At 56.6% G+C, this 26048-nt stretch carries 23 protein-coding genes and 1 other RNA gene; 7 read left to right on the top strand and 17 right to left on the bottom strand.

The genetic code is table 11. From position 1 onward, the window contains the following. Nucleotides 1–6: 6 nt before the first annotated feature. From ccoS to ccoN, 8 genes are all read right to left on the bottom strand, one after another. Entirely contained in the window at nt 7–165 is a 159-nt protein-coding gene (ccoS, locus tag BUA39_RS10215; protein ID WP_072793112.1) for a cbb3-type cytochrome oxidase assembly protein CcoS, read from the bottom strand. A 2-nt stretch (nt 166–167) separates the two neighbouring features. Further along, nucleotides 168–2333: a heavy metal translocating P-type ATPase gene (locus BUA39_RS10210; protein WP_072793111.1), complete on the bottom strand. Its 2166-nt coding sequence runs from the start codon at nt 2331–2333 to the stop codon at nt 168–170. Nucleotides 2334–2335: 2 nt separating this feature from the next. After that, complete coding sequence (locus BUA39_RS10205) at nt 2336–2797, bottom strand: FixH family protein (protein WP_072793110.1); 462 nt, start codon at nt 2795–2797, stop codon at nt 2336–2338. After that, the gene (gene ccoG, locus BUA39_RS10200) at nt 2794–4236 is read right to left on the bottom strand and encodes a cytochrome c oxidase accessory protein CcoG (protein WP_072793109.1); all 1443 of its coding nucleotides are present in this window, start codon (nt 4234–4236) and stop codon (nt 2794–2796) included. Before ccoG ends, BUA39_RS10205 begins: the two co-directional genes overlap by 4 nt. 412 nt (nt 4237–4648) lie before the next feature. Continuing rightward, entirely contained in the window at nt 4649–5515 is an 867-nt protein-coding gene (gene ccoP / locus BUA39_RS10195; RefSeq protein ID WP_072793108.1) for a cytochrome-c oxidase, cbb3-type subunit III, read from the bottom strand. Then, complete coding sequence (locus BUA39_RS10190; RefSeq protein ID WP_072793107.1) at nt 5512–5709, bottom strand: CcoQ/FixQ family Cbb3-type cytochrome c oxidase assembly chaperone; 198 nt, start codon at nt 5707–5709, stop codon at nt 5512–5514. Before BUA39_RS10190 ends, ccoP begins: the two co-directional genes overlap by 4 nt. A gap of 11 nt (nt 5710–5720) precedes the next feature. Further along, a complete protein-coding gene (ccoO, locus tag BUA39_RS10185; RefSeq protein ID WP_072793106.1) occupies nt 5721–6452 on the bottom strand; it encodes a cytochrome-c oxidase, cbb3-type subunit II in 732 nt (243 codons plus the stop codon). A 14-nt stretch (nt 6453–6466) separates the two neighbouring features. Further along, nucleotides 6467–8071: a cytochrome-c oxidase, cbb3-type subunit I gene (gene ccoN / locus BUA39_RS10180; protein ID WP_072793291.1), complete on the bottom strand. Its 1605-nt coding sequence runs from the start codon at nt 8069–8071 to the stop codon at nt 6467–6469. A 206-nt stretch (nt 8072–8277) separates the two neighbouring features. Between ccoN and BUA39_RS10175 the strand changes: the two genes are divergently transcribed. Then, a complete protein-coding gene (locus BUA39_RS10175; protein WP_072793105.1) occupies nt 8278–9117 on the top strand; it encodes a universal stress protein in 840 nt (279 codons plus the stop codon). 6 nt (nt 9118–9123) lie between these two features. Here the strand turns inward: BUA39_RS10175 and fnrL are convergent, their stop codons facing one another. Continuing rightward, nucleotides 9124–9870, bottom strand: coding sequence for a transcriptional regulator FnrL (gene fnrL / locus BUA39_RS10170; RefSeq protein ID WP_072793104.1), 747 nt, complete (start codon nt 9868–9870; stop codon nt 9124–9126). A gap of 63 nt (nt 9871–9933) precedes the next feature. Between fnrL and hemN the strand changes: the two genes are divergently transcribed. Further along, nucleotides 9934–11289 (top strand): oxygen-independent coproporphyrinogen III oxidase, encoded by a 1356-nt coding sequence (gene hemN, locus BUA39_RS10165; RefSeq protein ID WP_072793103.1) that lies wholly within the window; start codon nt 9934–9936, stop codon nt 11287–11289. Here the strand turns inward: hemN and BUA39_RS10160 are convergent, their stop codons facing one another. From BUA39_RS10160 to BUA39_RS10140, 5 genes are all read right to left on the bottom strand, one after another. Then, entirely contained in the window at nt 11290–12867 is a 1578-nt protein-coding gene (locus BUA39_RS10160) for an ABC transporter ATP-binding protein (protein WP_072793102.1), read from the bottom strand. It lies immediately after the preceding gene. Then, nucleotides 12864–13970, bottom strand: a complete 1107-nt coding sequence (locus BUA39_RS10155; protein ID WP_072793101.1) for an ABC transporter permease — start codon at nt 13968–13970, stop codon at nt 12864–12866. Before BUA39_RS10155 ends, BUA39_RS10160 begins: the two co-directional genes overlap by 4 nt. Further along, nucleotides 13970–15046 carry a microcin C ABC transporter permease YejB gene (locus BUA39_RS10150; protein ID WP_072793100.1) on the bottom strand — a complete coding sequence of 359 codons (1077 nt, stop codon included), beginning with the start codon at nt 15044–15046 and terminating at the stop codon, nt 13970–13972. Before BUA39_RS10150 ends, BUA39_RS10155 begins: the two co-directional genes overlap by 1 nt. A gap of 6 nt (nt 15047–15052) precedes the next feature. Next, nucleotides 15053–16951, bottom strand: coding sequence for an extracellular solute-binding protein (locus BUA39_RS10145; RefSeq protein WP_072793099.1), 1899 nt, complete (start codon nt 16949–16951; stop codon nt 15053–15055). Between the two features lie 219 nt (nt 16952–17170). Further along, a complete protein-coding gene (locus tag BUA39_RS10140; RefSeq protein WP_072793098.1) occupies nt 17171–17695 on the bottom strand; it encodes a c-type cytochrome in 525 nt (174 codons plus the stop codon). A 116-nt stretch (nt 17696–17811) separates the two neighbouring features. On the opposite strand from BUA39_RS10140, the gene BUA39_RS10135 reads away from it, so the two are divergent. Then, entirely contained in the window at nt 17812–18654 is an 843-nt protein-coding gene (locus BUA39_RS10135) for a prephenate dehydratase (RefSeq protein ID WP_072793097.1), read from the top strand. 27 nt (nt 18655–18681) lie between these two features. On the opposite strand, the gene BUA39_RS10130 is transcribed toward BUA39_RS10135, so the two are convergent. Further along, nucleotides 18682–19149: an SRPBCC family protein gene (locus BUA39_RS10130; protein ID WP_072793096.1), complete on the bottom strand. Its 468-nt coding sequence runs from the start codon at nt 19147–19149 to the stop codon at nt 18682–18684. Between the two features lie 44 nt (nt 19150–19193). After that, nucleotides 19194–20159 (bottom strand): NAD(+) diphosphatase, encoded by a 966-nt coding sequence (gene nudC / locus BUA39_RS10125; RefSeq protein WP_072793095.1) that lies wholly within the window; start codon nt 20157–20159, stop codon nt 19194–19196. A 164-nt stretch (nt 20160–20323) separates the two neighbouring features. On the opposite strand from nudC, the gene BUA39_RS10120 reads away from it, so the two are divergent. The 3 genes from BUA39_RS10120 (at nt 20324) to rsgA (ending at nt 23514) form a co-directional block, all read left to right on the top strand. Continuing rightward, nucleotides 20324–22213: a 5'-nucleotidase C-terminal domain-containing protein gene (locus tag BUA39_RS10120; RefSeq protein ID WP_072793094.1), complete on the top strand. Its 1890-nt coding sequence runs from the start codon at nt 20324–20326 to the stop codon at nt 22211–22213. Further along, an RNA gene (gene ffs / locus BUA39_RS10115) (signal recognition particle sRNA small type) lies at nt 22211–22309 on the top strand. Before BUA39_RS10120 ends, ffs begins: the two co-directional genes overlap by 3 nt. 164 nt (nt 22310–22473) lie before the next feature. Beyond that, entirely contained in the window at nt 22474–23514 is a 1041-nt protein-coding gene (gene rsgA, locus BUA39_RS10110; RefSeq protein WP_072793093.1) for a ribosome small subunit-dependent GTPase A, read from the top strand. Between the two features lie 3 nt (nt 23515–23517). On the opposite strand, the gene BUA39_RS10105 is transcribed toward rsgA, so the two are convergent. Beyond that, a complete protein-coding gene (locus BUA39_RS10105) occupies nt 23518–24042 on the bottom strand; it encodes a protein-tyrosine phosphatase family protein (protein ID WP_072793092.1) in 525 nt (174 codons plus the stop codon). A 210-nt stretch (nt 24043–24252) separates the two neighbouring features. Here BUA39_RS10105 and BUA39_RS10100 point away from each other — a divergent pair, with 210 nt between their 5' ends. Next, nucleotides 24253–26004, top strand: a complete 1752-nt coding sequence (locus BUA39_RS10100) for a DNA polymerase III subunit gamma/tau (protein WP_072793091.1) — start codon at nt 24253–24255, stop codon at nt 26002–26004. Nucleotides 26005–26048: the final 44 nt, after the last annotated feature.

Genomic DNA, 26048 nt, shown 5'->3' with positions numbered 1-26048 from the left:
TCGCCACTAGGACTTTGGCCGGTCGTCGTATTCCCCACTAAGTATCCGCTGCGCGTCCCCATCGGGGTCGTCATATTGACTGCTGCGCAGCGTGTAGAGAAACCCCCAAAGACCCAGCCCTCCGAGGATCAGGGAAACGGGTATGAGCAATCCAAGTACGGTCATAGCTACCTCAATCTTAGAGCGTTCAAGCTGACGGTGATCGAACTGGTCGACATCGCCAAGGCCGCAATCAAAGGCGTCGCCAGTCCGGCCACGGCCAGCGGTACGGCAATGACATTATAGAGCGTTGCAATGCGGAAGTTTTCCCGAATGCGCCGCGTCGCCTTTCGTGAAATCGCCAAGGCGTCGGCAATGGGTGACAGGTCTGCGCCCAGCAGGACGACATCGGATGCAACGCGCGCTGCATCAAGTGCCGAGGCTGGTGAAATCGACACATGTGCCCCAGCCAGCGCGGCCGTGTCATTTAGCCCATCCCCTACCATCAGAACGCGTTTTCCCTCTTGCGAGAGCGCGGCAATGTAGTCGGCTTTGTCTTGTGGCAGGACGCCTGCCTGCCAATCGGAAATACCCAACTCGTCAGCGACGCCCGCCACTGCCGACCGGCCATCGCCTGACAAAAGGTGAACACCAAACCCCGCGCTTTGAAGTGAGGTGATGGCGTCTTTTGCGCCATCTCGCAGTTGGTCCTGAAAACGGATTTCGCCAGCTGCGCCCTCGCCCACCTTTAGGTAAACCGCACTTGTGTCAGAAGGCATGGCCCCAACCCATTCCGCTCGTCCCAGACGGACAGTTTGACCTTTCCACCGCCCCTCCATACCAAACCCCGGAACCTCTCGGATGTCAGCGAGGTCCGCTGCCGAGGTGTGTTTTCCAGCTTCTATAATAGCTCGGCTAAGGGGATGCGCCGACCCTTTCGCCAAGGCAACGGCGATGCCAGCATTCACGTCAGAAAGCTTCGCCCAGTTCTTAACGATTGGTGTGCCCTTGGTCAGCGTGCCGGTTTTGTCAAAAACAACCGTATCAACCTCGGCGAGCCGCTCGAGTGCTGTGGTATGTTTAACCAGCAGCCCCATGCGAAACAGGCGTCCGCTGGCTGCGGTTGTCACCGCAGGCACAGCAAGACCCAAAGCGCAGGGACAGGTGATGATCAGAACCGCAGCGGCGATGTTCAGCGCGGTGCGCAGGTCAAAACTGTAGAGATACCAGCCGACGAAGGCCAAAGCCGATAGGATGTGCACACCTGGCGCATAAAGCTTTGCGGCGTTGTCGGCCAAGGACGTATAGCGATTACGCCCGCTTTCGGCGGTGGCCACAAGGTCGGCCATTCGGTGCAGGCTGGTATCCTGCCCAACTGCCGTTGCACGGATGACCAATGGCCCGGTCAAATTGACTTCTCCGGCGCTGACCACGAGATCCACCGAAGCGAAAACGGGTGCAGACTCCCCTGTCAGCAATGACCGGTCGAGTTCTGATTGGCCTTCCACAATTACGCCATCCACCGGTACACGCCCGCCGGGCCTGACGAGGATCAGATCGTCAATGCATAGGTCCGCGAAGGGCACCGTCTCCTCGCGACCTTCGACAAGTCGGATCGCGCGCGGGACTTCAAGCGCAGCCAGTTCTTCAGCAGCAGAGCGCGCGACCGCGCGCGTGCGGTGATCCAGATAACGTCCTGCCAGCAGGAAAAACACCAAGGTCAGCGCCGCATCGAAATAGGCGTGATGCCCAGAGAGCATGGTCTCCCAAAGCGAGGTCGCCAGTGCAAGCACGATGGCAAGCACGATGGGCACGTCCATGTTCAATCGCTTCGCGCGCAGTGCCGACCACGCGCTGACGTAAAAGGGTTTGCCGGTGAAGGCGATGGCGGGCAAAGCGATGGCGGCTGAAATCCAGTGAAACAGGTCGCGCGTTGCGCTGTCGGCCCCGGACCAGACCGAGACGGACAGCAGCATGACATTCATCGTGGCGAACCCCGCCAGCCCAACGCGCATCAAAAGGTCTCTGCCAGCGCGGTCGTTGGCTGTGGCGCTTAGAGCGCCCGCATCCAATTCATGCGCGGTATAGCCAACCTCTTGCAGCGCTGCGATCAACCCATCGGCTGTGACATCTGCCCCTGCTTCCACACTTGCGCGTTTCAGGGTCAAGTTCACACGTGCTGATTTCACACCCGGCTGGGCCTCCAGCGCGCGCTCAACCGTTGCAATGCAGGCACCGCAGTGGATCTCTGGCACGCTGAGCGCGAGATGCGCTGCCTGTGGTTCTTGCGCCCTTGCCGCAGCCTCTGCCGCAGGGACAGCATCACAGGCAGGACAGGCCGAGACCATCGTCATCGTCAGCGCTCCACACGCAGGATTACACGCTGTTCAAACGGCGTGCCGTCGGCCGCGCTGGCCTTCATGCGGATGTTCCAATTGCCAGCGGCCAGTTCCACCGGGGCGACGTAGGCCGCTCCGTCAAACTGGAAATCAGGTGTGATATCGTCTTTGACATGGGTCGCGCGGCCCAGCACAGCATCAAGATTTGCAACCTCAATGGGCTGACCAGCGGCATCTTGGATGCTCAGGATCAACAAGCCGCCTGTGGCTTTTGCGGCGACTTGCCAACCCAGCGCTTCTTGCTGGGCCTTGCGGTCGTCAAAGGTCTGACTTGCAACGTAGGAGTTTTTGACCTCTAGCCCCGGAAAGGTGCGCACCGCGCTGAAAGCCAGAAGCAAGTTCACGCTGATAATCACACCGAACGCCCCGACAAAGATCATGGCAGCGTGACGGCCAGTAAATTGCTTTTCAGACGTCATCCGTTGTCTCCTTTGCCATGAAATACGGTATCTTTTTCAGCCTGATCACCGTTCATCTTGTCCTGCACCACAAAGCGAATATCGCTGAGTTCGCCCGTCGCTGCCGCAGAGTCTTTGGGGGCCACCACATAGACCCGTTGCAAGTGCATCGCGTCGGCAGCGACGGTCACATCCGATCCTTCTCCGCCTTCAAGCTCCAAGCTTAGGCCCGGCGTTCCGTCGACGAAAATCTCGAACGGGCGGTCTTCGCCATGTTTGTTGCGCAGCCGCAATTCGTAGGTGTTGCGGATGTCCCCATTGGACAGCACGACATAGGTCGGATTGCGAACCGGGGCGACCGTGACGTCAATGTCGGACCGCAGATACAGCGCTACGAGAAGCATGACGCCCACCAATGCCCAAAGCACCGTATAGACAACGGTGCGCAGACGCAGGATGTGTTTCCAGACGTTGCGCGGCGGTTGGCCTGCGCGTTCCAGCGGCTCATCGCTGATGGCCATATAATCGATCAACCCGCGCGGCTTGCCGATTTTGTCCATGATGTCGTCGCAGGCATCAATGCAAAGCGCACAGGTGATACATTCCAACTGCTGCCCTTCACGGATATCAATACCCATCGGGCACACGTTCACGCAGGCCATGCAATCGATGCAGTCACCCTGTGCCGCCTCTACCTCTGGCTCATTCTTGTGCAACTTGCCACGAGGTTCCCCGCGCCATTCGCGGTAGCCCACGGTCAGGGTGTCTTCATCCATCATTGCACCCTGAATGCGCGGCCATGGGCAAGCGTAGATGCATATCTGTTCGCGGGCATAGCCGCCAAAGAAGAACGTTGTCGCGGTGAGGACAGCCATGGTCGAATAGGCAATGGGGTGCGCCTGACCGGTCACGAGGTCAACCAACAGGGTCGGCGCATCGGCAAAATAGAATACCCAAGCCCCACCTGTCGCCAAGGCGATCAGAATCCACGCGATGACCTTTGTCGTGCGCAGGCGCAGTTTTCTGAAGTCCCACTTCTTTTGACGATGCAGGCGCAGGCGCGCGTTGCGGTCGCCTTCGATCCAGCGCTCGACCAGAATAAACAAGTCCGTCCAAACCGTTTGCGGGCAGGCATAGCCGCACCAAACGCGGCCCAACGCCGAGGTGAACAGGAAAAGGCCAAGCCCCGCCATAATCAAAAGCCCTGCGATGAAATAGAATTCATGCGGCCAGATTTCGATCCAGAAGAAATAGAAGCGACGGTTGGCCAAATCGACCAAGACCGCCTGATCCGGCAGCGCCGGACCGCGATCCCACCTGATCCACGGGACCAGATAGTATATGCCCAAGGTGATCGCCATGATCACCCATTTCAGGTTTCTGAATGTGCCGCTGACCCGCCGCGGAAAGACGGGTTCGCGCGCGGCGTAGAGGCTGGGAGGAGTGTTCGTGTCGCTCAAGGGTTGGCCTTTATTTGCAAATTGGCTGGCCCCTTTTCACAGCCACACCCGAGTCGGACTTTGACCAAGATCAAATTCTGACTATTAGGGACATCTTTTTTGCCTTCGCGAAAAGATGCGGCGCCCGATGTCGATGATTTTGAGAATAAATAGGAGTCGGCCCCTCAGGAAACGCGCGAACAGGACGAAAGGCCGACTCCCCTTGCCCACGCTCCTCTGAAGTGGACAAACGGCGGTGATCTGTCGGTCATGGGAGTGACATCTCACCGTTGCGCAAAGTTTCGCAGAATCAGCGCCCAGCCACCTTGATGCAGATCAATCAGACGAAAAAACCGCCCCAAAAATTGGGGCGGTCAGTCAGGGACACGGGGTGTTCAGTGGCGCGGCCTCTGTTGGAAGGCCGCGCTTGGTATTATTCGCCGCCACCCAGTTGGTGCACATAGGCCGAAACGGCGCGGATCTGCGCTTCGGTCAAACGCTCATCCCAGCTTGGCATCACACCAAAGCGGCTGTTCTCAACGGTATCGCGGATGTCCTCGTAGGACCCACCAAAGAGCCAAATTGCGTCGGCAAGGTTTGGCGCCCCCTGGTCACGATCGCCTGTAGCGTCCTCACCGTGGCAGGCGGCGCAATTGTCCGCAAAGACAGTTTGACCCTCGGCCACAAGGCTTGCGTCAAGTGGTTCGCCACTCAGAGACATGACGTAGTTCACGACCTGATCGATTTGCGCGTCTTCAAGCAGCTCATCGCGGCCAAAGGCAGGCATTTCGGAGTACCGGGCGTTGTCATTGTCCTCGTTTCGGATACCGGCTGCGACAGTCTGGTGGATGGATTCGATATCACCGCCCCAGAGCCAATCGTTATCCAAGAGGTTCGGATAACCTTTAGCCCCTGCCGCGCCAGAGCCGTGACACTGCGCGCACCAGGTTTTGAAGACGGCAGCACCTGCGGATTTGGCGTAGCCATTCAGCTCTGGATCAGTTGTGATCTCTGTCAGTTCAGCAGAGGCGAGCTGTGCGTTGATCGCTTCGTTGCGGGTATTGACCGCATCGATTTCTTCGGCGACCTCTGCGCGGGTCGAATACCCCAACAGACCTGCGGTAGCCCCTTTGATCCCCGGCCATGCGGGATAAGCGATGGTGTAGCCGATGCCCCAGATAATGGTGATATAGAAGGTCCACAGCCACCAGCGCGGCATGGGGTTGTCGTATTCCTGGATACCGTCCCACTCATGTCCGGTGGTTGGAATATCCTGCTTTTGAACAGGTTTCTTGCTCATGACTGCGCCTCCTTCTCGGTTTCGGCGTCTGGCGCGGGTTTGTCTTCGTAGCGGAATGGAATGCCTGCTGTGTCTTGGTATTCCGCCTTGGAACCCGGGCGGAATACCCAGAGGATCACCATGACGAAGAAGGTGAAGAGGAACAGCAGCATCCAGCTATCTGCGAACTCACGGAGAAGAGAATAAGTTTCCATTGCTCCCTCCCTTAGCGTGACGCGTCAGGCGTGAAGGTCGAGAAGTCGACCAGCGTGCCCAGCATTTGCAGGTAAGCCACCAGAGCATCCATTTCGGTTGTGCCCGGTTGGCCGTCGAAGTTGCGCACACTCACGCTGTCTTCGCCGTAGCGTTCCAGCAGGCCATCATAGTCCAGATCAGGATCAGCCTGCACGTTGAAATCAAGCTGCGCGTTGGCGATCATGTCCTCGGTGTATGGCACACCAACCATGGCGTTGGCCCTCATCAGATCACCGATGTATTCACCGTCGATTCGCTTGTCGGACAGGAAGCCATATTTTGGCATGATGGATTCAGGCACCACGGACTGCGGGTCGATCAGGTGATCAACATGCCAGTCGTCAGAGTACCGACCGCCGACACGAGCCAAATCTGGACCTGTCCGCTTGGAACCCCACTGGAATGGGTGGTCGTACTGCGATTCTGCCGCCAGTGAGTAGTGACCGTAGCGTTCAACTTCGTCCCGCATTGGGCGGATCATCTGGCTGTGGCAGACATAGCATCCTTCACGGATGTAGATGTCTTTGCCTGCCAGTTCCAGCGGGGTGTAGGGGCGCATGCCCTCTACATCCTCGATGGTGTTTTCCAGCCAGAACAATGGGGCAATCTGCACGATCCCCCCGATTGTCACGACGAGAAAGCTGAAGATCAGCAAGAGGGTCGCGTTGGTTTCTAGGATTTTATGCTTATCAAGAATAGCCATCTCTCAGACCCTCCTTATTCTGCTGGAACTGCGACGCTGAGGCTGGCTTCTTTTGCCGGGGCCTTGCGTACAGTCAGCCAGAGGTTCACGCACATGATGATTGCACCTGCGAGGTACATGACCCCACCCAGTCCGCGCACCACATACATTGGGAATTTGGCGGCAACGGTGTCGGCGAAGGAGTTCACGAGGAAGCCGTTCGCATCCACTTCACGCCACATCAGGCCTTCCATGATGCCGGTCACCCACATGGACGCCGCATAGAGAATGATGCCGATGGTCGCGAGCCAGAAGTGCCAGCTGACCATAGTCAGGCTGTAAAGGCGTTCGCGTTTCCACAGAACCGGTACCAGGAAGTAGAGCGCACCAAAGGTGATCATACCGTTCCAACCCAGCGCACCAGAATGCACGTGACCAATGGTCCAGTCGGTGTAGTGGCTCAGAGAGTTCACCGCGCGGATCGACATCATCGGGCCTTCGAAAGTCGACATGCCGTAGAAGCCAAGCGAGATCACCATCATCCGAATAACCGGATCGGTGCGCAGCTTGTCCCATGCGCCCGAAAGCGTCATCAGACCGTTGATCATGCCACCCCAGCTTGGCATCCACAGGACGATAGAGAAGACCATACCCAAGGTCGACGCCCAGTCAGGCAGCGCCGTGTAATGCAGGTGGTGTGGCCCAGCCCAGATATAGAGGAAGATCAGCGCCCAAAAGTGGATGATCGACAGTTTGTAAGAAAAGACCGGGCGTTCAGCCTGCTTCGGGATGAAGTAGTACATCATGCCCAGGAAGCCTGCTGTCAGGAAGAAGCCCACCGCGTTGTGGCCGTACCACCATTGCACCATCGCATCCTGAACACCGGCCCAGAGGATCACGGATTTGGAGCCGAAGATACTGACCGGAATGGTCATATTGTTCACAAGGTGCAGCATCGCGACGGTGACGATAAAGCTCAGGAAGAACCAGTTCGCTACATAGATGTGCTTTTCTTTGCGTTTGATGATGGTGCCAAGGAACACGGCCAGATAGGCGACCCAAACGACGGTCAGCCACAGGTCTACATGCCATTCAGGCTCGGCATATTCTTTGGACTGCGTACCGCCCAGAACATAGCCAAGTGCCGCCAACACGATGAACAGCTGATAGCCCCAGAAGACAAACCACGCGAGGTTGCCACCCCAAAGCCGCGCGGCGCTGGTGCGCTGCACGACATAAAAGGATGTCGCAATCAAAGCGTTGCCACCAAAGGCAAAAATCACCGCACTGGTGTGCAGTGGGCGCAGGCGGCCAAAGTTACCAATGCCCTGTGTCCATTCAAAGTTCAGAACGGGAAAGGCCAATTGGAAAGCAATAAAGACGCCTACCAAAAATCCGACAACGCCCCAGAATGCCGTGGCAACCACGCCAGCCCGGATAACGTCATCCATATATTCGTCCTGCGACATCGCTGGCTTATCTTCGCCAGTGCCCCGCAGCACCCATAAAAACAGCCCACCGGAAACAAGCACGATTACAAGTGCCTGCACCATATAGGCCAAGTCGCGCGCATAGTTGGCCGCAATCATCGCTCCCAGCGTGATGAGGCCCAGCACGATCAGCTTCACAGTGTTGATCATTTCGTGTCCCTTTGTCTTGCCCAGTTGGTGACCATCAGACGAATCCAAACGGACCACGGGCGGCTTCAGACTGGGGCCTTTTTGCTTTTGCTGCGGATTTGCCGCCTTGATCTGCATCAAGGAAATTCGCCCCTTTGGCGCGCAGGCTGAATTTAACGGGTCGCAAAACACCCGATTTTCCGCACTTGCCAATCAGGGAGGCACCCATGCCCTTCAAATCCGTCTTATCCGTCCTGACCGACGCGGAGTTTGCAGAACAGGCTCTGTCGCAGGCCAGCCAATTCGCCCGCAGCAAGGGGGCGCATCTTGACGTCCTTTGCCTTGGCGTAGACCGCAGCCAGATGGGGTATTACTTCTCTGGTGCCAGCGCCGTTGTCGTGGAAACGACGCTGAACCAAGCCCGCGAAGAAGCTTTGGCCATCGAACGCGTCGCCGAATCTTACTTGCGCAACACCGAATGCCGCTATGGCGTGGAAACTGGGGTGACCCAAATGACCGAAGTTGCCCGTCACGTTGCGGCGCGGGCCCGGTTCTCTGATCTGACGATTCTGCCGAAGCCTTATGGTGACAACCATGGCGTTGAGATGGAAACTACTGTAGAGGCCGCGCTTTTTGATGCTAGCGCGCCGGTGCTTGTCGTGCCGGACAGCGGCAAGACCATAACAACCCCAAAAACAATCACCGTCGCTTGGAATGAAAGCCAAGAGGCACTGCGCGCAGCGCGTGCGGCGCTTCCGCTTTTGGTCGAGGCAGATTTGGTGCGTGTCTTGGTGATTGATCCGCCGACCCATGGGCCAAACCGTTCTGATCCGGGTGGGTTGCTGTCGACCTATCTGGCGCGTCACGGCGTGCGGGTCGAAATTGACGTTCTGACCAAATCTATGCCGCGTGTGTCAGATGTTTTGCTGCGGCACGCGCGGGACACCGATGCCGAAATGATCGTCATGGGGGCCTATGGCCATTCCCGTTTCCGCGAATCCATCTTGGGTGGGGCAACTCGGCACATGCTGGAGCAGGCCGAGATCCCTGTTTTTATGGCGCACTAACTAAGGCTAGACGAGAATACCGCCGTCCGAATCATCGCCTGCTTCCTCAAGCAGGCGATCCATATCGTGCACGGTCACGTGGCGGTTGCCTTCAAGGGAAATCACCCCGTCGCGTTTCAACGCAGAAATCTGGCGACTGACCGTTTCCAGGGTCAGGCCCAGATAGTCTGCCATCGCCTCGCGGGTGAGGGGCAGATCAAATTCCATTTTGCCCTGCAGGTTTGCCAATTTCAGAGTGGCATCACGGCGCGCGATGATCGCCAGCAAAGACGCAATCTTTTCCCGCGCCTTTTTGCGCCCCAAGACCAGCATCCATTCCCGGGCCGCGTCGAGTTCATCCAACGTCATCTGCAACAAACGCTGTGCGATGTGCGGCGTTTTTTCCATCATGGCCTCAAAGGGCTTCTTCCTGAAACAGCACATGACAATATCTGACGTGGCGACCACGTCATAGGGTGCGATGTCACGCCCTGGTCGACCGACAAAATCAGACGGCAACAAAAGCCCCACCATCTGCGTGCGCCCATCTTCCATCGTCTGGGTCAGCGTCGCGATCCCAGTCACCACAGAGCCGACAAAATCCATTTGGTCACCTGACCATATCACCGTCTGCCCAGCTTCATAGCTGCGGTAGTATTTGATCTCATCCAGCTGCGCCAATTCATCCACATCGCAGCGGGCGCAAACAGCCCGGTGGCGGATCTGGCAATCTCCGCAATCTCGTGGGGCACCAATCGGCAATTCCAATGACATGTTTTTCAACACCCTTGATCTGTATCAAAGAGAACCTTTGGTCCCCTGACTAACGCTATCTTTATGAAACCAAAACAGCAATTCGCCCATTTGGGACTGTTTGACGCGAAAGTTCCTCGCTACACAAGCTATCCCACGGCACCGCACTTTAGCAACGAATTTGGGTCGGGGTTCTTTGAATCCTGCCTCGGTGAAATCTCTGAAAATTCAGAGGTTTCTTTGTATGTGCACGTGCCCTTCTGTCGGCGGCTTTGCTGGTTCTGCGCCTGCCGGACACAGGGCACACAAACGGCTTCCCCTGTTGCGGCCTATGTCGAGGTTCTTAAACAGGAACTGAAGCTGCTGAAACAGCACCTGCCAAAGGGCGTGGCACTGTCGCGTTTGCATTGGGGCGGCGGGACACCGACGTTATTGACGGCAGAAATGATCACCGATCTGGCCAGCGCGATTTTTGATGTCGTGCCGATGGCAAAGGACGGTGAATTCTCGGTCGAGATTGACCCGAATGAAGTTGACGAAGCGCGTTTGAATGCTTTGGCCGCAGCGGGCATGAACCGCGCGTCAATTGGGGTCCAGGATTTCGATCAAGGCATTCAGGAAACCATCGGGCGCTTGCAAAGCTATGAGGTTACCAAACAGGCTGTTGACATGATCCGCGCGCGGGGCGTGACCAGTTTGAACGCTGATATCCTGTTTGGTCTGCCACACCAGACGCCTGAAAAGATCACCGAAAGCGTGCAAAAGCTGCTGTCGCTCTCCCCGGACCGCGTCGCCCTTTATGGCTATGCCCATGTGCCATGGATGGCCAAACGCCAGCAAATGATCCCCTCAGATGCGCTGCCGACACCCGAAGAACGGTTGGCATTGTTTGAAACGGCGGCGGAACTGTTCCGCTGGGATGGATATGAGGCGATCGGCATTGATCACTTTGCATTGCCTTCCGATGGGCTTGCTGTCGCGGCAAAACAAGGTCGGCTACGCCGGAACTTCCAAGGCTATACCGATGATCAGGCCGACGTGCTGATCGGCGTCGGTGCGTCCTCGATCTCGAAGTTCCCGCAAGGCTACGCGCAAAACGCACCGGCCACTGCGGCCTATACGAAAGCCATTCAATCTGGCGAATTCTCTGTCTCTCGTGGCCATAAATTTGCGGGCGATGACCGCCTGAATGCCCGTCTGATCGAGGCTGTCATGTGCGATTTTGCGGTTGATGCAAATGAAATTTGCGGCGACTTCGGCATTACACAAGCGGCACTGCGGCGACGCTTTGAAGAGGTTAACACGCTCTTTGATGGGCTGCTTAGTGTTACTGAAAACGGGTTGTTTATCCCCGAGGATGTACGCCCCCTGACCCGGCTGATCGCGCGCGCCTTTGACGTCTACGACCAATCCAAAGCGCGCCATAGCGCTGCAATTTGATCAGTCAGCCGCGGCGAGAAGCTCTCGGGTATAGTCCGTTTGCGGATTGGCAAAGACATCGGCTGCCTGACCTGCCTCCACCACGTCGCCCTGCTTCATCACCATGATCTTGTGGCTCATGGCGCGGACAACGTGCAAATCGTGGCTGATAAACAGATAGGCCAACCCATATTTCTTTTGCAGTTTGCGCAGCAGGTCGACGATCTGCACCTGCACGGTCATATCAAGCGCCGAAGTCGGTTCATCCAATACCACGAGCTTGGGGCGCAGGATCATCGCCCGCGCAATCGCGATACGCTGTCGCTGACCGCCCGAAAACTCATGCGGGTACCGATCCATCGAGGCCGGATCAAGACCGACTTCGGCCATCACCTCTGCTACCAAGTCGCGCGCGGGGCGTCCATCGGGGTTGCCATGCACGCCCAACCCTTCGGCGATGATTTGTTCGCAACTCATGCGGGGCGATAGGCTGCCAAAGGGGTCCTGGAACACAATCTGCATGTCTTTGCGCAAGGCCCGCAGGGATTTGGTATTCCGGCCCCGGATGTCTTCACCCATAAAGCGAATGTCGCCTTCGGACCCAATCAAGCGCATGAGGGCCAAGGCGAGCGTCGTCTTGCCCGAGCCACTCTCCCCCACGATGCCAAGCGTTTCGCCAGCACGCACCGTAAGAGTCGCTTCGTTCACCGCCTTCACGTGGCCAACTGTCCGCCGCAACAGGCCGCGTTGGATCGGGAACCAAATGCGCAACTCATTGGTCTCGACAACCACGGGAGCGTCGGCAACCACCGGTTCCGGAGTGCCAGTCGAGCGCGCATTCAGCAGCTTCTTTGTATAAGGATGTTGCGGGTTCTTGAAGATTTCGGCAACTGGGCCTGCTTCGACGATTTCACCGTCTTTCATCACGCAAACCTTGTCAGCGATGCGTCGCACGATCCCAAGGTCGTGGGTGATGAACAAAAGCCCCATGCCAACAGTCCGCTTGAGGTCAGCGAGCAACTCGAGGATTTGCGCTTGAATGGTGACGTCCAGCGCAGTCGTGGGTTCATCAGCGACCAAGATATCTGGCTTGTTCGCGAGAGCCATGGCAATCATCACGCGCTGCCGTTGCCCACCACTAAGTTGGTGCGGATAGGCTGACAGGCGCGTTTCAGGATCACGGATGCCAACCTGTATTAGCAGGTCCAAGATGCGCTGGCGGGCCTCTTGCCCGACAATCCCCTGATGGAGCGCTAAGGATTCACCCAGTTGTTTCTCCAACGTGTGCAGCGGATTCAGCGAGGTCATCGGCTCTTGGAAAATAAAGCTGATGTCGTTGCCGCGCACCTTGCGCAGCAGCTTTTCATTTGCGGTGACCATCTCTTGACCGTCATAGGTGACCGAGCCAGAGACTTCGGCGCTCGACCCGAGCAATGACACAGTAGACAACGCCGTCACTGATTTTCCGGACCCAGATTCTCCGACCAAAGCCACGGTTTCTCCGCGATCAACAGAGAATGACACGCCTTTGACGGCCTCAAACCGTTTGCCTTCCTGCCGGAAGGCGACACGCAAATCACGTACCTCAAGAATGCTCATGAAAAAGTTTTCCTTGGGTCAAAGGCGTCGCGCACACCTTCAAAGATAAAGACCAAAAGCGACAGCATGATCGCAAAGGTGAAAAAGGCGGTGAAACCAAGCCATGGTGCCTGCAGGTTTTGTTTTGCCTGCAAGGTCAGCTCGCCCAGCGAGGGCGCCGACGACGGCAGACCAAAGCCCAAGAAATCCAGACCGGCAAGTGTGGAAATGGTGCCCGTCACGATGAAGGGCAGCATCGTCACCGTCGCCACCATCGCATTGGGCAGCATGTGGCGGAACATGATGACACGGTTGGACACGCCGAGCGCCTTGGCAGCCCGCACATATTCCAAGTTACGCGCGCGCAGGAACTCTGCTCGCACGACGCCCACCAAAGCCGTCCAGCCGAACAGCACCGTGAGGAACACAAGCAGCCAGAAACTTCGCCCCAAGATCGCAAATAAGATGATGATGATATAAAGGCTCGGCGTTGCGCCCCAGATCTCGATCACGCGTTGAAAAATCAGATCGACCCAGCCGCCGAAATAACCTTGGATCGCGCCAGCAATAATGCCGATGATACTGGCGAGCGTTGTGACGATCAGAGTGAAGAATATCGACAGGCGGAAGCCATAGATCACACGCGCAACAACATCGCGTTTGGTATCATCCGTGCCCAGCCAGTTCTGGCTGTCTGGCGGCAAAGGTGCAGCGCCGGGGCGGTCAACCGGGGTTTCAAACGAATAGGGAATGATCGGCCAAAGCGCCCATCCCTTTTCAATTTCTTCGCCCTCAATGATGCCGTCCTTAGCGTCTTCGATATAGCCTTCTGGATCATCAAAGCAGAGGTCCAGTCCACCCGTCGCGATCAGGCATTGCACCTCTGGGTCGCCGTAGACCGCCTCGGTTTTGAAATCGCCGCCAAAGGCGGTTTCGGGATAGAAGTTGATGATGGGCGTGTAAAACTCGCCGCGATATTGCACGAGGATCGGTTTGTCGTTTGCTATGAATTCCGCCAGCAGGCTTAGACCAAAAAGCACTGTGAAGATGATCAGTGACCAGAAGGCGCGGCGGTTTTTGCGGAAATTTCTCCAGCGGCGTTGATTGATCGGAGACAAAGCCATCAGCCTTCCCTCCGCTCAAAATCAATTCGCGGATCGACAAACACATACATCAGGTCGCTGAGGATACCCACAACCAACCCCATGATGCCAAAAATGAACAACGTTCCAAAGATCACGGGATAATCGCGCGCCACAGCGGCCTCAAAGCCAAGTCGCCCGAGCCCGTCTAAAGAAAAGATGGTTTCGATAATCAGCGACCCACCAAAGAAGACGCCAATAAACACCGCGGGGAAGCCTGCAATCACAATCAGCATGGCGTTGCGGAATACATGACCATAGAGCACCTTGCGTTCTGTCAGCCCTTTGGCACGGGCGGTCATCACGTACTGCTTTTTGATCTCATCCAAAAAGGAATTCTTTGTCAGCAGAGTAAGCGTTGCAAATGCTGAGATTGTCGAAGCGATCACCGGCAAAGCGATGTGCCAGAAATAGTCAGCGACTTTGCCAATCAGGGTGAAATCCTCCCATCCATCACTGGTCAGACCGCGCAATGGGAAAATCTTCCAATAGCTGCCGCCCGCGAACAGGACGATCAGAAGGATCGCGAAAAGGAAGCCGGGAATGGCATAGGCCACGATGATGGCGCCGCTGGTCCAGGTGTCAAACGCTGTCCCGTCTTTGACGGCCTTGCGGATGCCAAGGGGGATCGACACGATATAGGCAATCAAGGTCGACCACAGGCCCAGGGTGATCGAAACCGGCAGTTTCTCTAACACCAAGTCGACGACCCCAATCTTGCGGAAATAGCTCTCCCCAAAATCAAGCCGCATATAGTTCCAAAGCATATTTAGGAACCGTTCGACCGGAGGCTTGTCAAACCCGAACTCTTTTTCAAGTTCTTCGATGAATTCCTTGGGAAGGCCACGTGAGCCGATATAGCTGTCATCGCCTTCGCTCACGAAATCACTCCCGCCGCCGGAAATACCTTCAAAGACGTCACCTTCGCCCTGCACCTGCGCGATGATCTGTTCAATCGGCCCGCCAGGCACAAATTGAATCAAGGCGAAGTTGATGATCATGATCCCAAGCAATGTCGGGATCACGAAGAGCAAACGCCGAAGTATATAGGCTCCCATTGTGGCTTACCTATTCAATGCACCTGCGGCGACAAGCGCCTCGTGTTTTTCCTGATTGAACCACCAGAAATCCAATTCGCCCAAAGCTGTTTCGGGCAGCGGATCGGGGTATTCGTATTGGTCGTAGTAGGCGACGGTATAGGTGTCCTTAAACCACTGCGGCACCCAGAAGAGTTTCGCACGCAGGACACGATCCAACGCCCGAACGCCATCGCGTAGCTCATCTTTGGTTTTGGCCGCAACGATCACGTCGATCAAGGCGTCCACAGCAGGGTCTTGTAGGCCCATGAGGTTGCGGGAACTTTCATTGGCCGCTTCTGACCCGAACCATTGCTCCAACCCCGTGGACGGTTCTCGCGACTGGCTGAGCGAGTGCACGGTCATGTCAAAGTCATAAGTACGTTCGCGATCCGTGGCCTGCGCCGGGTCGACCCGGTTCAGTTTGGCGTCAACACCCAGACGTTTCAGGTTTTCGATGTAAGGGTTGTGCACACGGTCAAAGGTTGGCGAACTTTCAAGGATTTCCACCGTCAGCAGCTGCCCGTCCTTTCGCCGCAAACCGTCATCCCCAACGGTCCAACCCGCCTCATCCAGCAATTCAGAAGCGCGCCGCAAGGCGTTGCGATCAAGCTGGCGTGTGCTCGAGACCGGCGACATCTGCACCTCATCCGTCAGGATCGATGGTTCCAGCAATTCCAATTCAACTAGCGGCTTCAGCAGGGCGATCTCACCCTCGGTCGGGGTACCGGTCGCCTCTAGGTCGGAATTGCCCCAAAAGCCCTGAACCCGTTCATAGATCCCGTAGAACAGTGATTCATTGGACCATTCAAAATTGAACATCAGCCCCAGTGCTTCGCGGACGCGGCGGTCCTGAAATTTCTCGCGGCGCAGGTTAAAGACATAAGATTGCGCCTGCGCGAGGTTGCCATTTGGCAATTCAGCCTTCACAGCCCAGCCGTTCTCGATGGCTGGGAAATCATAGCCTGTCGCCCAAATCTTCGATGTGTTTTCACTGCGGAAGGTATATTCGCCAGCTTTGAACGCCTCAAAAGCGGCAGAGCTATCGGCGAAATATTCGATCCTGATCCGGTCAAAGTTTTCCCGACCAATGGCAAAGGGCATATCCTTGCCCCAATAGTCATCTCTGCGTTTGTAGACGATCCGCTGATTGATGTCGTAGCTTTCCAGTTCATAAACGCCGGTGCCCATGAATGGTGTCAGGGAAGGCTCATCGATGCGCGCTTCGTTGTCTTCAAACCATTTCTGCGAAAAAGCAGAGAAAATGCCCGAGAGCGGAATGCGGTCACGTTCGGGGCTGTCTTCGTTGAAGGTGAACTTGATGCGATGCGGGCCAAGCACCTCGACCTCTTTCACAAATGCGCCGAAAGCAGAGCGGAAGCTTGGCAGACCCTGCTCCATAAAGATGTCAAAAGTGAACTTGAGATCCTCAGCAGTCCATGCGGTGCCATCTGCAAAACGCACTTCGGGTCGAAGATTGTAGATCACCCAACTCAGGTCTTCGGGGTATTCCATGGTTTCGCAGAGCAAACAGTATGAGGCGGTTGGATCATCGGCGAAGGTGAATAGAATTGATTCATGGGCGATCGTGGACAGCGCGCCTGCCCGGCCCTTGCGGGTATAAAGATTGAAACTGTCAAACGTGCCCTGCCCCCAAAGCGAAATTTCCCCGCCCTTGGGGGCGTTCGGGTTGACGTAGTTCGCGTGCGGATAATCTGCCGGGTATTTCAGCTCGCCGAAGAAGTTATAGCCATGCGTCTTGGTGATCTCGCCCTCATCCGCGCGTAGCGTCGGGGCTGCTAGGATCAAACCAGTCACGGTTGCGAAAGTAGCAAGTGTTTTCCAATTGGCGGGAAAGGTCTTCGCGATCGCTTTTGCGCGGGTCATCGGCTTCTCCTCAGTCTGTCAGACAACAGTTCTTGTTTGTTATGTTCAACTTAATGACGGCAGGCGGATGCATTCAAGCTGAGAATGCATAAACAAGCGGTGATCTCTTCGTGTAGGCGGACAATCGTCGCTTTACAGAGAAAGGCTAGAGCAAAGGTGCCAAAAGAAAAGGCCGCTGCGATTGCAACGGCCCGTCGTTACGCAAAATTTGCGCAAACGTTATTTGATTGTCGCAAGATACGCGATCAGGTTGGCGCGGTCTTCAGCTTTTTTCAGACCACCGAAACCCATTTTGGTGCCCGGCGCGAAGCCTTTTGGGCTTGCCAGGAAACCGTCAAGGTTTTCCGCGGACCAAGTCTCTGCAACCGCAACAAGCGAACCTGAATAGGCGTAGCCATCTTCGGCGCCAACCGCTCGATCCACAACGTTAAACAGGTGTGGACCGGTACCATTCGCGCCGTCTTCCAGCTTGTGGCAGGCTTTACATTTGCCAAAGACTTTTTCACCTTTACCAATGTCGGCAGACGCCAGAAGCTCTTCCAAAGATGGGCCTTCTTCGACTTCGCCGCCAGCAGAAGCAACTTCTACTTCAATCGCGTAGCCTTGTTTGGCTTCTTCACCGTGCGCGCCGTGGCCACCGCCGGTGTGATAAAGGGATTCGGCCGCCCATGCGCCCAAAAGGAAGACCAACAGCGCGCCGCAGAACGCGCCCAGGACTTTTGTCATTGTCATCGTGTCGAACATGCTACGTTTCCATCTCGTGGCGTTTGCGGCGTATCTATCCGCTTCCTTCCTTGGAACGCAAGGTATAGTTACCGCGACCAATCGCCCTTCTTTGGGAAAATGACGGAAAAAGTGACATGACCAAACGGATTGCTTTTCAGGGAGAGCCCGGAGCCTATTCCCATGAGGCCTGCCGCGATGCGCGCCCTGATATGGAGGCCCTGCCCTGCGCCACCTTTGACGACGTCATTTCGGCTGTGAAATCTGGGGAAGCAGAGTTGGCGATGTTGCCAGTGGAAAACACTACCTATGGCCGCGTTGCTGACATCCATCGTCTGCTGCCGCAAAGCGGCCTGCATATCATCGACGAAGCCTTTGTGAGGGTGCACATCAACCTCTTGGCTGTTCCCGGCGCAACGCTGGCCGACATCAAAGAAGCGCATTCTCATCTCGTGCTTTTGCCGCAGTGCGCAACATTCTTGAAAGAACACGGCATTCGCGGACGCGTCAGCCCCGACAATGCGCGTGCGGCCCGAGAAGTGGCTGAAGTCGGTGACAAAAGTTCTGCAGCGCTTGCATCAGAACTGGCCGGGGACATCTACGGGCTGGACATCCTCGCGCGGCACATCGAAGACTTTGAGAACAACACGACGCGCTTCTTGATCATGGCACCTGAGGCAAACCATGCGCGGCGTGATACCGGACACGGCATGATCACAAGCTTTGTGTTTCAGGTCCGCAACATCCCAGCCGCGCTTTATAAGGCCATGGGCGGCTTCGCGACCAACGGCGTCAACATGACCAAGCTGGAAAGCTACATGGTTGATGGGCGTTTCACCGCAACGCAATTCTATGCCGAGGTCGAAGGTCACCCCGAGGACGCGCCGCTGCGCCGTGCGCTAGACGAACTCGATTATTTCACCAATTACCTGAACGTACTTGGAGTCTACCCTGCGGCAAAAACGCGGCACCTCGAATAATAAAGGGTCTCCGGTCATTCACGCGGCTTAGGCCGCGTGGTGATACCGATCTTCCAGATGGCGACACTGTGCTTTCACGCGTTCTTGCAACTTGCGATCAATATTGCCGCGCGCCAGCTTGAGTGATTGCAAAAGCAAACGCATTGGCAAGGTCTTGGCGCTGGATTTCGCCGTAAATTGCAGGCGCGTGCGTTTCTTTGAGAGTGCCAAAAGGTTGAATTCAACCAGCACGTCCATACCCGGCATGATCGCCTCGATTGCAATCAATTCGGGATGTTCATAGGTGACGATCTCAGCCCGCATGTCGATGTCTTTGCCGCGCCAGACAAATTCCAAATCCCAGCTTGTGCCGACGCCAATCGGGCTCGCCGGGTCGTGACGGCGCACTTCAACCCCACGCCGCATCGCCATCCGCTCAAAGACGTCATATTCGGACAACAGATCAAATGCCGATTCGATTGGCACATCTACGTCTTCAAATGCTGTGAATTCCATCTAACTGCTCTTTTTACTTACGCCCGCCAGATGTGAGTCTCGCGTCATTCCAGACAATCTTCAAGCCAGTTCTTTAAGATATAATGCGCAATCGCCCCGCTTCTGGGTCGTCGCATCTTTGGGTGCGTACCTTCAAAGATCTGCATCATCTCTTCACGGCTTACCCAGATGGCATCTTCAAGCTCCACCGGTTCGAGCGTGATGTCGGTTCCAAGCGCCTCTCCAGAAAAGCCCAGCATCAGGGAGGACGGAAACGCCCAAGGTTGGCTGCCAAGGTAGCGCACAGAGCCGACTCTTACCCCAGCTTCCTCGTAAACTTCACGCCGCACGGCCGCTTCAGGCGTTTCTCCGGGTTCTAAGAATCCTGCCAGCAGTGAATACATCCCCTCAGGCCAATAGGGGCTGCGCCCCAGCAAAACCTTGTTGCCATGGGTGATCAGCATGATCACGACAGGGTCGGTGCGCGGGAAATGCATCGCGTTGCAACTGCCGCAGACACGCTGCCAGCCGGCCTGCATCACATTGCTTTTGGCCCCACATTTGGCGCAAAAACCGTGAATAGCATGCCAGGAAAACAAGGACTTCGCCATGGCCGCCAATTCGGCGTCCCGCGCCGACAGGCGAGTCATTATAGTACGAAGTTCCACAAAGAGATGATCCTGTGGCAAGCCCGGGAAATGCTGCTCTGTCTGATCAAGGAACACGGCCTCTGGCATGTCCTGCGCCGCTGGCTCCCAACTCGAAATGTCGGTGGCAAATACAAACCCCGTATCCTCGCGCCCAAGGAAAACAGGCGCATCGATGGCGCGTTTCAGCATCTCGTGATCCATCGGCAGCCGCAGCAAATGCGCTTCGTCTCCCAAACGGGTCAGAGGCTTGCCACGCCAGAAAACGAGCGACCGAGACGTGTCATCAGACAATGCTTGCGCCATCGCATCTGCATCGCCGCGCAGTTCCGCAGCACGGTCAAGTCCAGAGCCGCCAAACGTCACGTTTTCAAAATCTGACATACCCATCTCCGCATATTTCCCTGCGTGGGAATACGACAGTTGGTTGACTTTGTCTTAACTTTTCTATGGATTTATCTTAAATTGTTTCTACTTCATCAACCTCTACTTAAGGGAGAGTTTGCTTTAAAATTGGCCTACTGCCTCCCAGATGCAAGGATCGGGATTTGACGCAACCAGCAGACGCCCCATCTATCGACGCCCAACTGCATATCCTCGCGACTTCGGATGTGCATGGCGCGCTTGTGCCCGGTGCGAAGTCAAATGCGCAGGGAGCGCTCAGCGGGTTATCGGCGCTGATTACAAGGCTTCGGTCCGAACACACAAATTGCCTTCTGTTGGACAACGGGGACTTTTTGCAGGGTGGCGCGATTTGCGACTATGCAAAAGACCATGCAATGGATGATCACCTAGAGCACCCGGTGATCAGCGCAATGAATCACCTGCGGTACGACGCGGTCGGATTGGGCAATCATGAGTTTGATTTCGGACTGCCTTATCTAAACGACTGCCTTCGTGCCGCAAATTTCCCGGTGATCGGGTCCAATATCGTTTGCCCTAAACAAGCATGGCAAAGCCATATTATTTTGCAACGCACCCTTCGCCTTGCAGATGGTACGGACAAAGCCATTCGCATTGGTGTCATGTCGTTGCTGCCGGAACAGGTGACTGCATGGAACGCCTGCCACCTCGCTGGGCGTGCTACGACAGAAGACATCGTGGACTGCGCCCGAGCAACGGCTCGTGCCTTACGCACGGACGGCGCCGACTTTGTGGTTTGCTTACTCCACAGTGGGTTTGGCAACCGCCACTCTTCTCCGAAAATGGAAAATGCAGCCTTTCCGGTTGCAGAGCAGGCAGATATCGATGCCATGATCTGTGGCCACACCCATCGGACCTTTCCAGATGCGTCGCTCGTAAGAACCGACCCAATGCACGCCTCAGGCCGTGTGTTTGGCGTGCCAACCGTGATGCCGGGATTTGATGCAGCCTTTCTGGGTCAAATCACGCTGGACCTGTCTTTTCAGGATAGAACACCCAAAATCATCGGTGCCCAAAGCGAGTTGTTGTCTGCAAGTCCAACCCAACACGACAATGCGTTGATTCAATTGCTAGCGCCTTCCTTGGGAAACAGCCAAAGGCGGCTTGCAACAGTGATTGGGCAGACAGACGTCCCGATCCACAGCTACTTTTCGCGCCTGCCCGGTGATGTCGCAGTTGCCGTTACCGCCGCTGCGCAGCTTCGATACGCGAAGCGGCATCTTGCAGCACATCTGCCACCCGACCAGCCAATCCTCAGCGCCGCCAGCCCGTTCAAAGGCGGCGGTCGGGGCGGACCCCTGAATTTCGCCCACATCTCTGCCGGGCCGGTCACCAAAGCCCTTATGAACAGCCTACATCCCTTTCAAAACCAACTCGTGGCGTTGGACCTCACCGGTGCACAACTGACCGAGTGGCTAGAAATGTCCGCATCCAACTTCCATCAGGTACTGCCAAACCAAGCAGACGCACCGCTGCGCAATGCTGATTTTCCTTGCTACAGCTTCGACACGATTTTCGGGCTGCACTACGACATCGACATCACGCAGCCCGCGCGATTCGATGTGCTGGGGCAGAAAGTCAGCCATTCAGCGCGTGTAAAAAACCTGCGATTTGAGGGGCGACCCATCAGCGAAACGCAGCGGTTTGTTTTGCTGACCAATAGCTATCGTGCAGGTGGGGGCGGCAATTTCCCCGGCGTTGCGGACATTCCGCAAATGACACTGCCCATGGTCGACAGCCGATCGATCCTGCAGGAGTTCCTGAAAGACGGCGTCACTAAGGCCCAAATTCCGACGTCGCCCTGGCGGTTTTCTAGCCCCCAATGCCTGCGCGCTATCGCAGCTATCGGTCCCGGGGTGCGCGACCTATTTTCTGCCGGTGAGAGCCCCGAAATTCCTGTCACCGAAGGCCCGATAGATGATGCTGGCTTTCTCAGATGTGCCATTGAGATCGCGCCAACGGTGCGGCCAGAGGCGCTTGCATTCGCGGAAAGGCCCGCTTATATCGACGATTGAGAGGTTGGCGCGGGCAAGCGCCTCGCCAACCCGGTCAGGTCCGGAAGGAAGCAGCCGTAACGAGCCCCGCTTGGGTCGATGTTCAGCCTCTCACCTCGTCTTAGACAAACGCACATTGTGCGTCGAAACAAACGGAGGGATTTATGATTGTCATGACCACCCTTCGGGCAGCAACCTGAGACACGGGTTGCCTTGCCTGAACCAGCACGCGCCTTGCTTGACAGCTTGGTCGCTGAACGTTTTGTTTCATAGGCAAATCAATGACATATAGTCTTCAAGACCTTGGATGGTCTTCCTTTTTCGCACGTCAGATCGACTCTGACGCCCTGCAACCCGCACGCGTTTCCGAAGTACACCGCAGCAGCGTCACTGCCCTATCCACAAATGGCAGCCTCAGGTTGTTGTCACCGGATCATTCGATCGGCGAAATCGCGGTTGGAGATTGGGTGCTGTCAGATCAAGAACATCGCATCACCCAGATTCTGGACCGCCAGACTTTGCTAAAGCGCAAAGCGGCCGGACACGAAATCAAGCCGCAACTGATTGCCGCGAATGTCGATATTCTGTTTATCGTCAGCTCCTGCAACGCTGACTTCAATATCGCGCGGCTAGAGCGGTACCTTGCCCTCGCACAATCTGCTGGGTCTTTTCCGGTTGTCCTTTTGACCAAAGCTGACACCGCTGACAACCCAGACGACTATCGCCACCAGATCGAACATCTACCCAAAGCCCCTGTGGTCGAAGCGCTGAACGCGAAGGACCCAACAGAGGTGCAACGCGCCATGAAATGGGTGCGCAAAGGTCAAACAGCGGCCTTTGTTGGCTCATCAGGCGTCGGCAAAACGACATTGGCCAATGGTATGACTGGAGGCGATGATGCGACAGCAGCCATTCGCGAGGACGACGCCCGTGGGCGTCACACCACCACGGCACGGTTCTTAAAACCGATGCTGAATGGCGGGTGGTTGATCGACACGCCGGGCATTCGGGAATTGCAGCTGTTTGACGCCCAAGACGGGTTGGATGCCGTTTTTGAAGACCTGCAAGAGCTTGCATCCTCCTGCCGTTTCAATGATTGCGCGCATGAGACCGAACCTGGCTGCGCCATCAAAGCGGCATTGGACGCGGGCGAAATTGATGCGGACCGATTGGAGCGCTGGCGCAAGCTCGAACGCGAAAACGCCTACAACTCCGAAACATTGTCGCAGGCGCGCGCGCGGGAGAAATCTTTCAGCAAACACGTCAAGTCGGTGGTCAAAAGTAGCCACAAACATAAAGGTCGCTATCAAGACGACGACTAGAGGTTAGTCGCAGTACAAACCACCGGGGCGCGGCAGTTTTCTGCGGCGCCCTTTTGCGGCCCACTCAAACTGTTCATCGGTTTCAATCGCACAAGGCCTCACTGCCCGCAGATGGCCCAACGCCTCTTCGGCGTTTTGCCCGGCCTCACGCATCAAGCGAAGGGCGACCATGCCTGAACGCCCACAGCCCGCGCGGCAATGCAGCAGGACACGCCCGCCGCCCTGTAGAGCCAACAACGCCTTTTCAGCCGTGGCCGGCCAAAGTTTTTCAAAACGCTTGTCCGGCGTCGCACCATCCACAATTGGCATTTGCACCCAACGCGCTGCCCTTGCCCGAATGTCGGCGCCCAAGGTCTGCAGCCCAAAATCCGCCAATTCGCCATCCGTCGTGAGCGTGATCACTAGCGAAGGTCGCCATGCCCTTATATCTTCGAGGTCACCCGCATAATCGCCCTCAAGCCCCGGCAGTTGCGAGATGCCAAGCACCCCGCCCCCAACTGGCAGTGCATGAAACACAATGTGCGCCATTCCCCCTCCGTGGCTTGGGCCTGCGAAAAGGCATATTCGCACAGATTGCCATACGGCCAAACGATTTCTCGGGGCAACGCGCGCAGCATTTGTATATTGCAAACCCGGAACAGACACCGGCACGTGATCCGACCGCGCCTGTTGCCTATCCGGTGGACGCGCCGCCCCTCTGGCCTTAACCTGACCGGGACCCGATTCAGAAGGTAGAAAATGAGCGACCAACAGACCACCGGCTACCAGGTTCTCGCCCGTAAATATCGCCCGGAAACCTTCGTTGACCTCGTCGGTCAAGACGCCATGGTGCGCACGCTCAGAAACGCCTTTGCCGCCGACCGCATCGCGCAGGCTTTTGTGATGACCGGCATCCGCGGAACCGGCAAAACCACCACGGCCCGGATTATCGCCAAAGGCATGAATTGCATTGGGCCAGATGGGACTGGTGGCCCGACAACAGACCCTTGCGGCGTTTGCGAACATTGCACGGCAATCATGGAAGGGCGTCATGTTGATGTCATGGAAATGGACGCTGCGTCTCGTACCGGCGTGGGCGACATCCGCGAAATCATCGATTCGGTTCACTATCGTGCGGCCTCTGCGCGGTACAAGATCTACATCATCGACGAAGTGCACATGCTCTCGACCAGCGCGTTCAACGCGTTGCTCAAGACGTTGGAAGAGCCGCCCGCGCATGTGAAATTCATCTTTGCGACCACTGAAATCCGCAAAGTACCGGTGACGGTGCTGTCCCGATGCCAACGCTTTGACCTGCGGCGCATCGAACCCGAAGTGATGATTGCGCTGCTGCGCAAAATCGCCACCGCCGAAGGGGCCGACATTGCAGACGATGCACTGGCCCTCATCACCCGTGCGGCCGAAGGCTCTGCCCGAGATGCCACCTCTCTGCTGGATCAGGCCATTTCGCACGGGGCCGGTGAAACAACCGCCGATCAGGTCCGGGCCATGCTGGGCCTTGCCGACCGTGGGCGTGTGCTTGACCTTTATGACATGATCCTCAAGGGCGATGCGGGCGGCGCGCTAAGCGAACTTTCAGCCCAATACGCCGACGGCGCGGACCCGATGGCGGTGCTGCGCGACCTTGCCGAGATCACCCATTGGGTGTCGGTTGTGAAAATCACGCCCGAAGCGGCGGACGATCCAACCATCAGCCCAGATGAACGCGCGCGCGGCCAAACAATGGCGGAAAACTTGCCGATGCGCGTCATGACCCGCATGTGGCAGATGTTGCTGAAAGCCATTGAAGAAGTCGCTGCCGCCCCTAACGCGATGATGGCCGCCGAAATGGCGATCATTCGCCTGACGCATGTGGCCGATCTGCCCAGCCCCGAAGAACTGGTGCGCAAGCTGCAAAACACGCCTGTCCCGCCCAGCCCACCCAACGGCGGCGGCGGAGGCGGTGCCCCTGCACCCCAACGCGGCGGCACGACGCAGGCCTACGCCAGCACCCAAATGGCAGGCGGCCCGGGCGGCACGGTCACGGCACTCGCGCCTCAGGCGGAAAATGCCTTGGCGCGCTATGCCACTTTTGATCACGTGGTGGAGCTGATCCGCAAAAACCGCGACGGCAAGCTATTGATGGATGTCGAGGCCGATGTGAAGCTGGTGTCCTACCGCCCTGGGCGGATTGAATTCCAACCTTCGGCAAAGGCCTCGAAAGACCTTGCGCAGCGGCTGGGTGCAAGCCTTCAACGATGGACCGGCAATCGCTGGGCCGTCACCGTCGTCAACCAAGGCGGCGCGGAGACCATTGTGGAAAAGCGAAACGCTGCTGAGAATGCAATCAAGGCCGAGGCGCAAAAGCACCCGCTTGTTCAGGCTGTATTTAGCGCCTTTCCCAAAGCCAAGATCACTGAAATCAAAAGCCAGCAAGACATCGCCAATGAAGCCATGGCCGAAGCCTTGCCGGAAGTCGAAGACGAATGGGATCCCTTTGAGGAGGAGTGATCCCCTTGTTCCCCAGCCCATCAAACCGTATCTAAACCTCAAAT

The sequence above is a fragment of the Cognatishimia maritima genome (genome assembly GCF_900129685.1).
Classification (GTDB): domain Bacteria; phylum Pseudomonadota; class Alphaproteobacteria; order Rhodobacterales; family Rhodobacteraceae; genus Cognatishimia; species Cognatishimia maritima.
The sequence above is the reverse complement of the archived record's forward strand: the minus strand, read 5'-3'. Positions and strand labels throughout refer to the sequence as shown.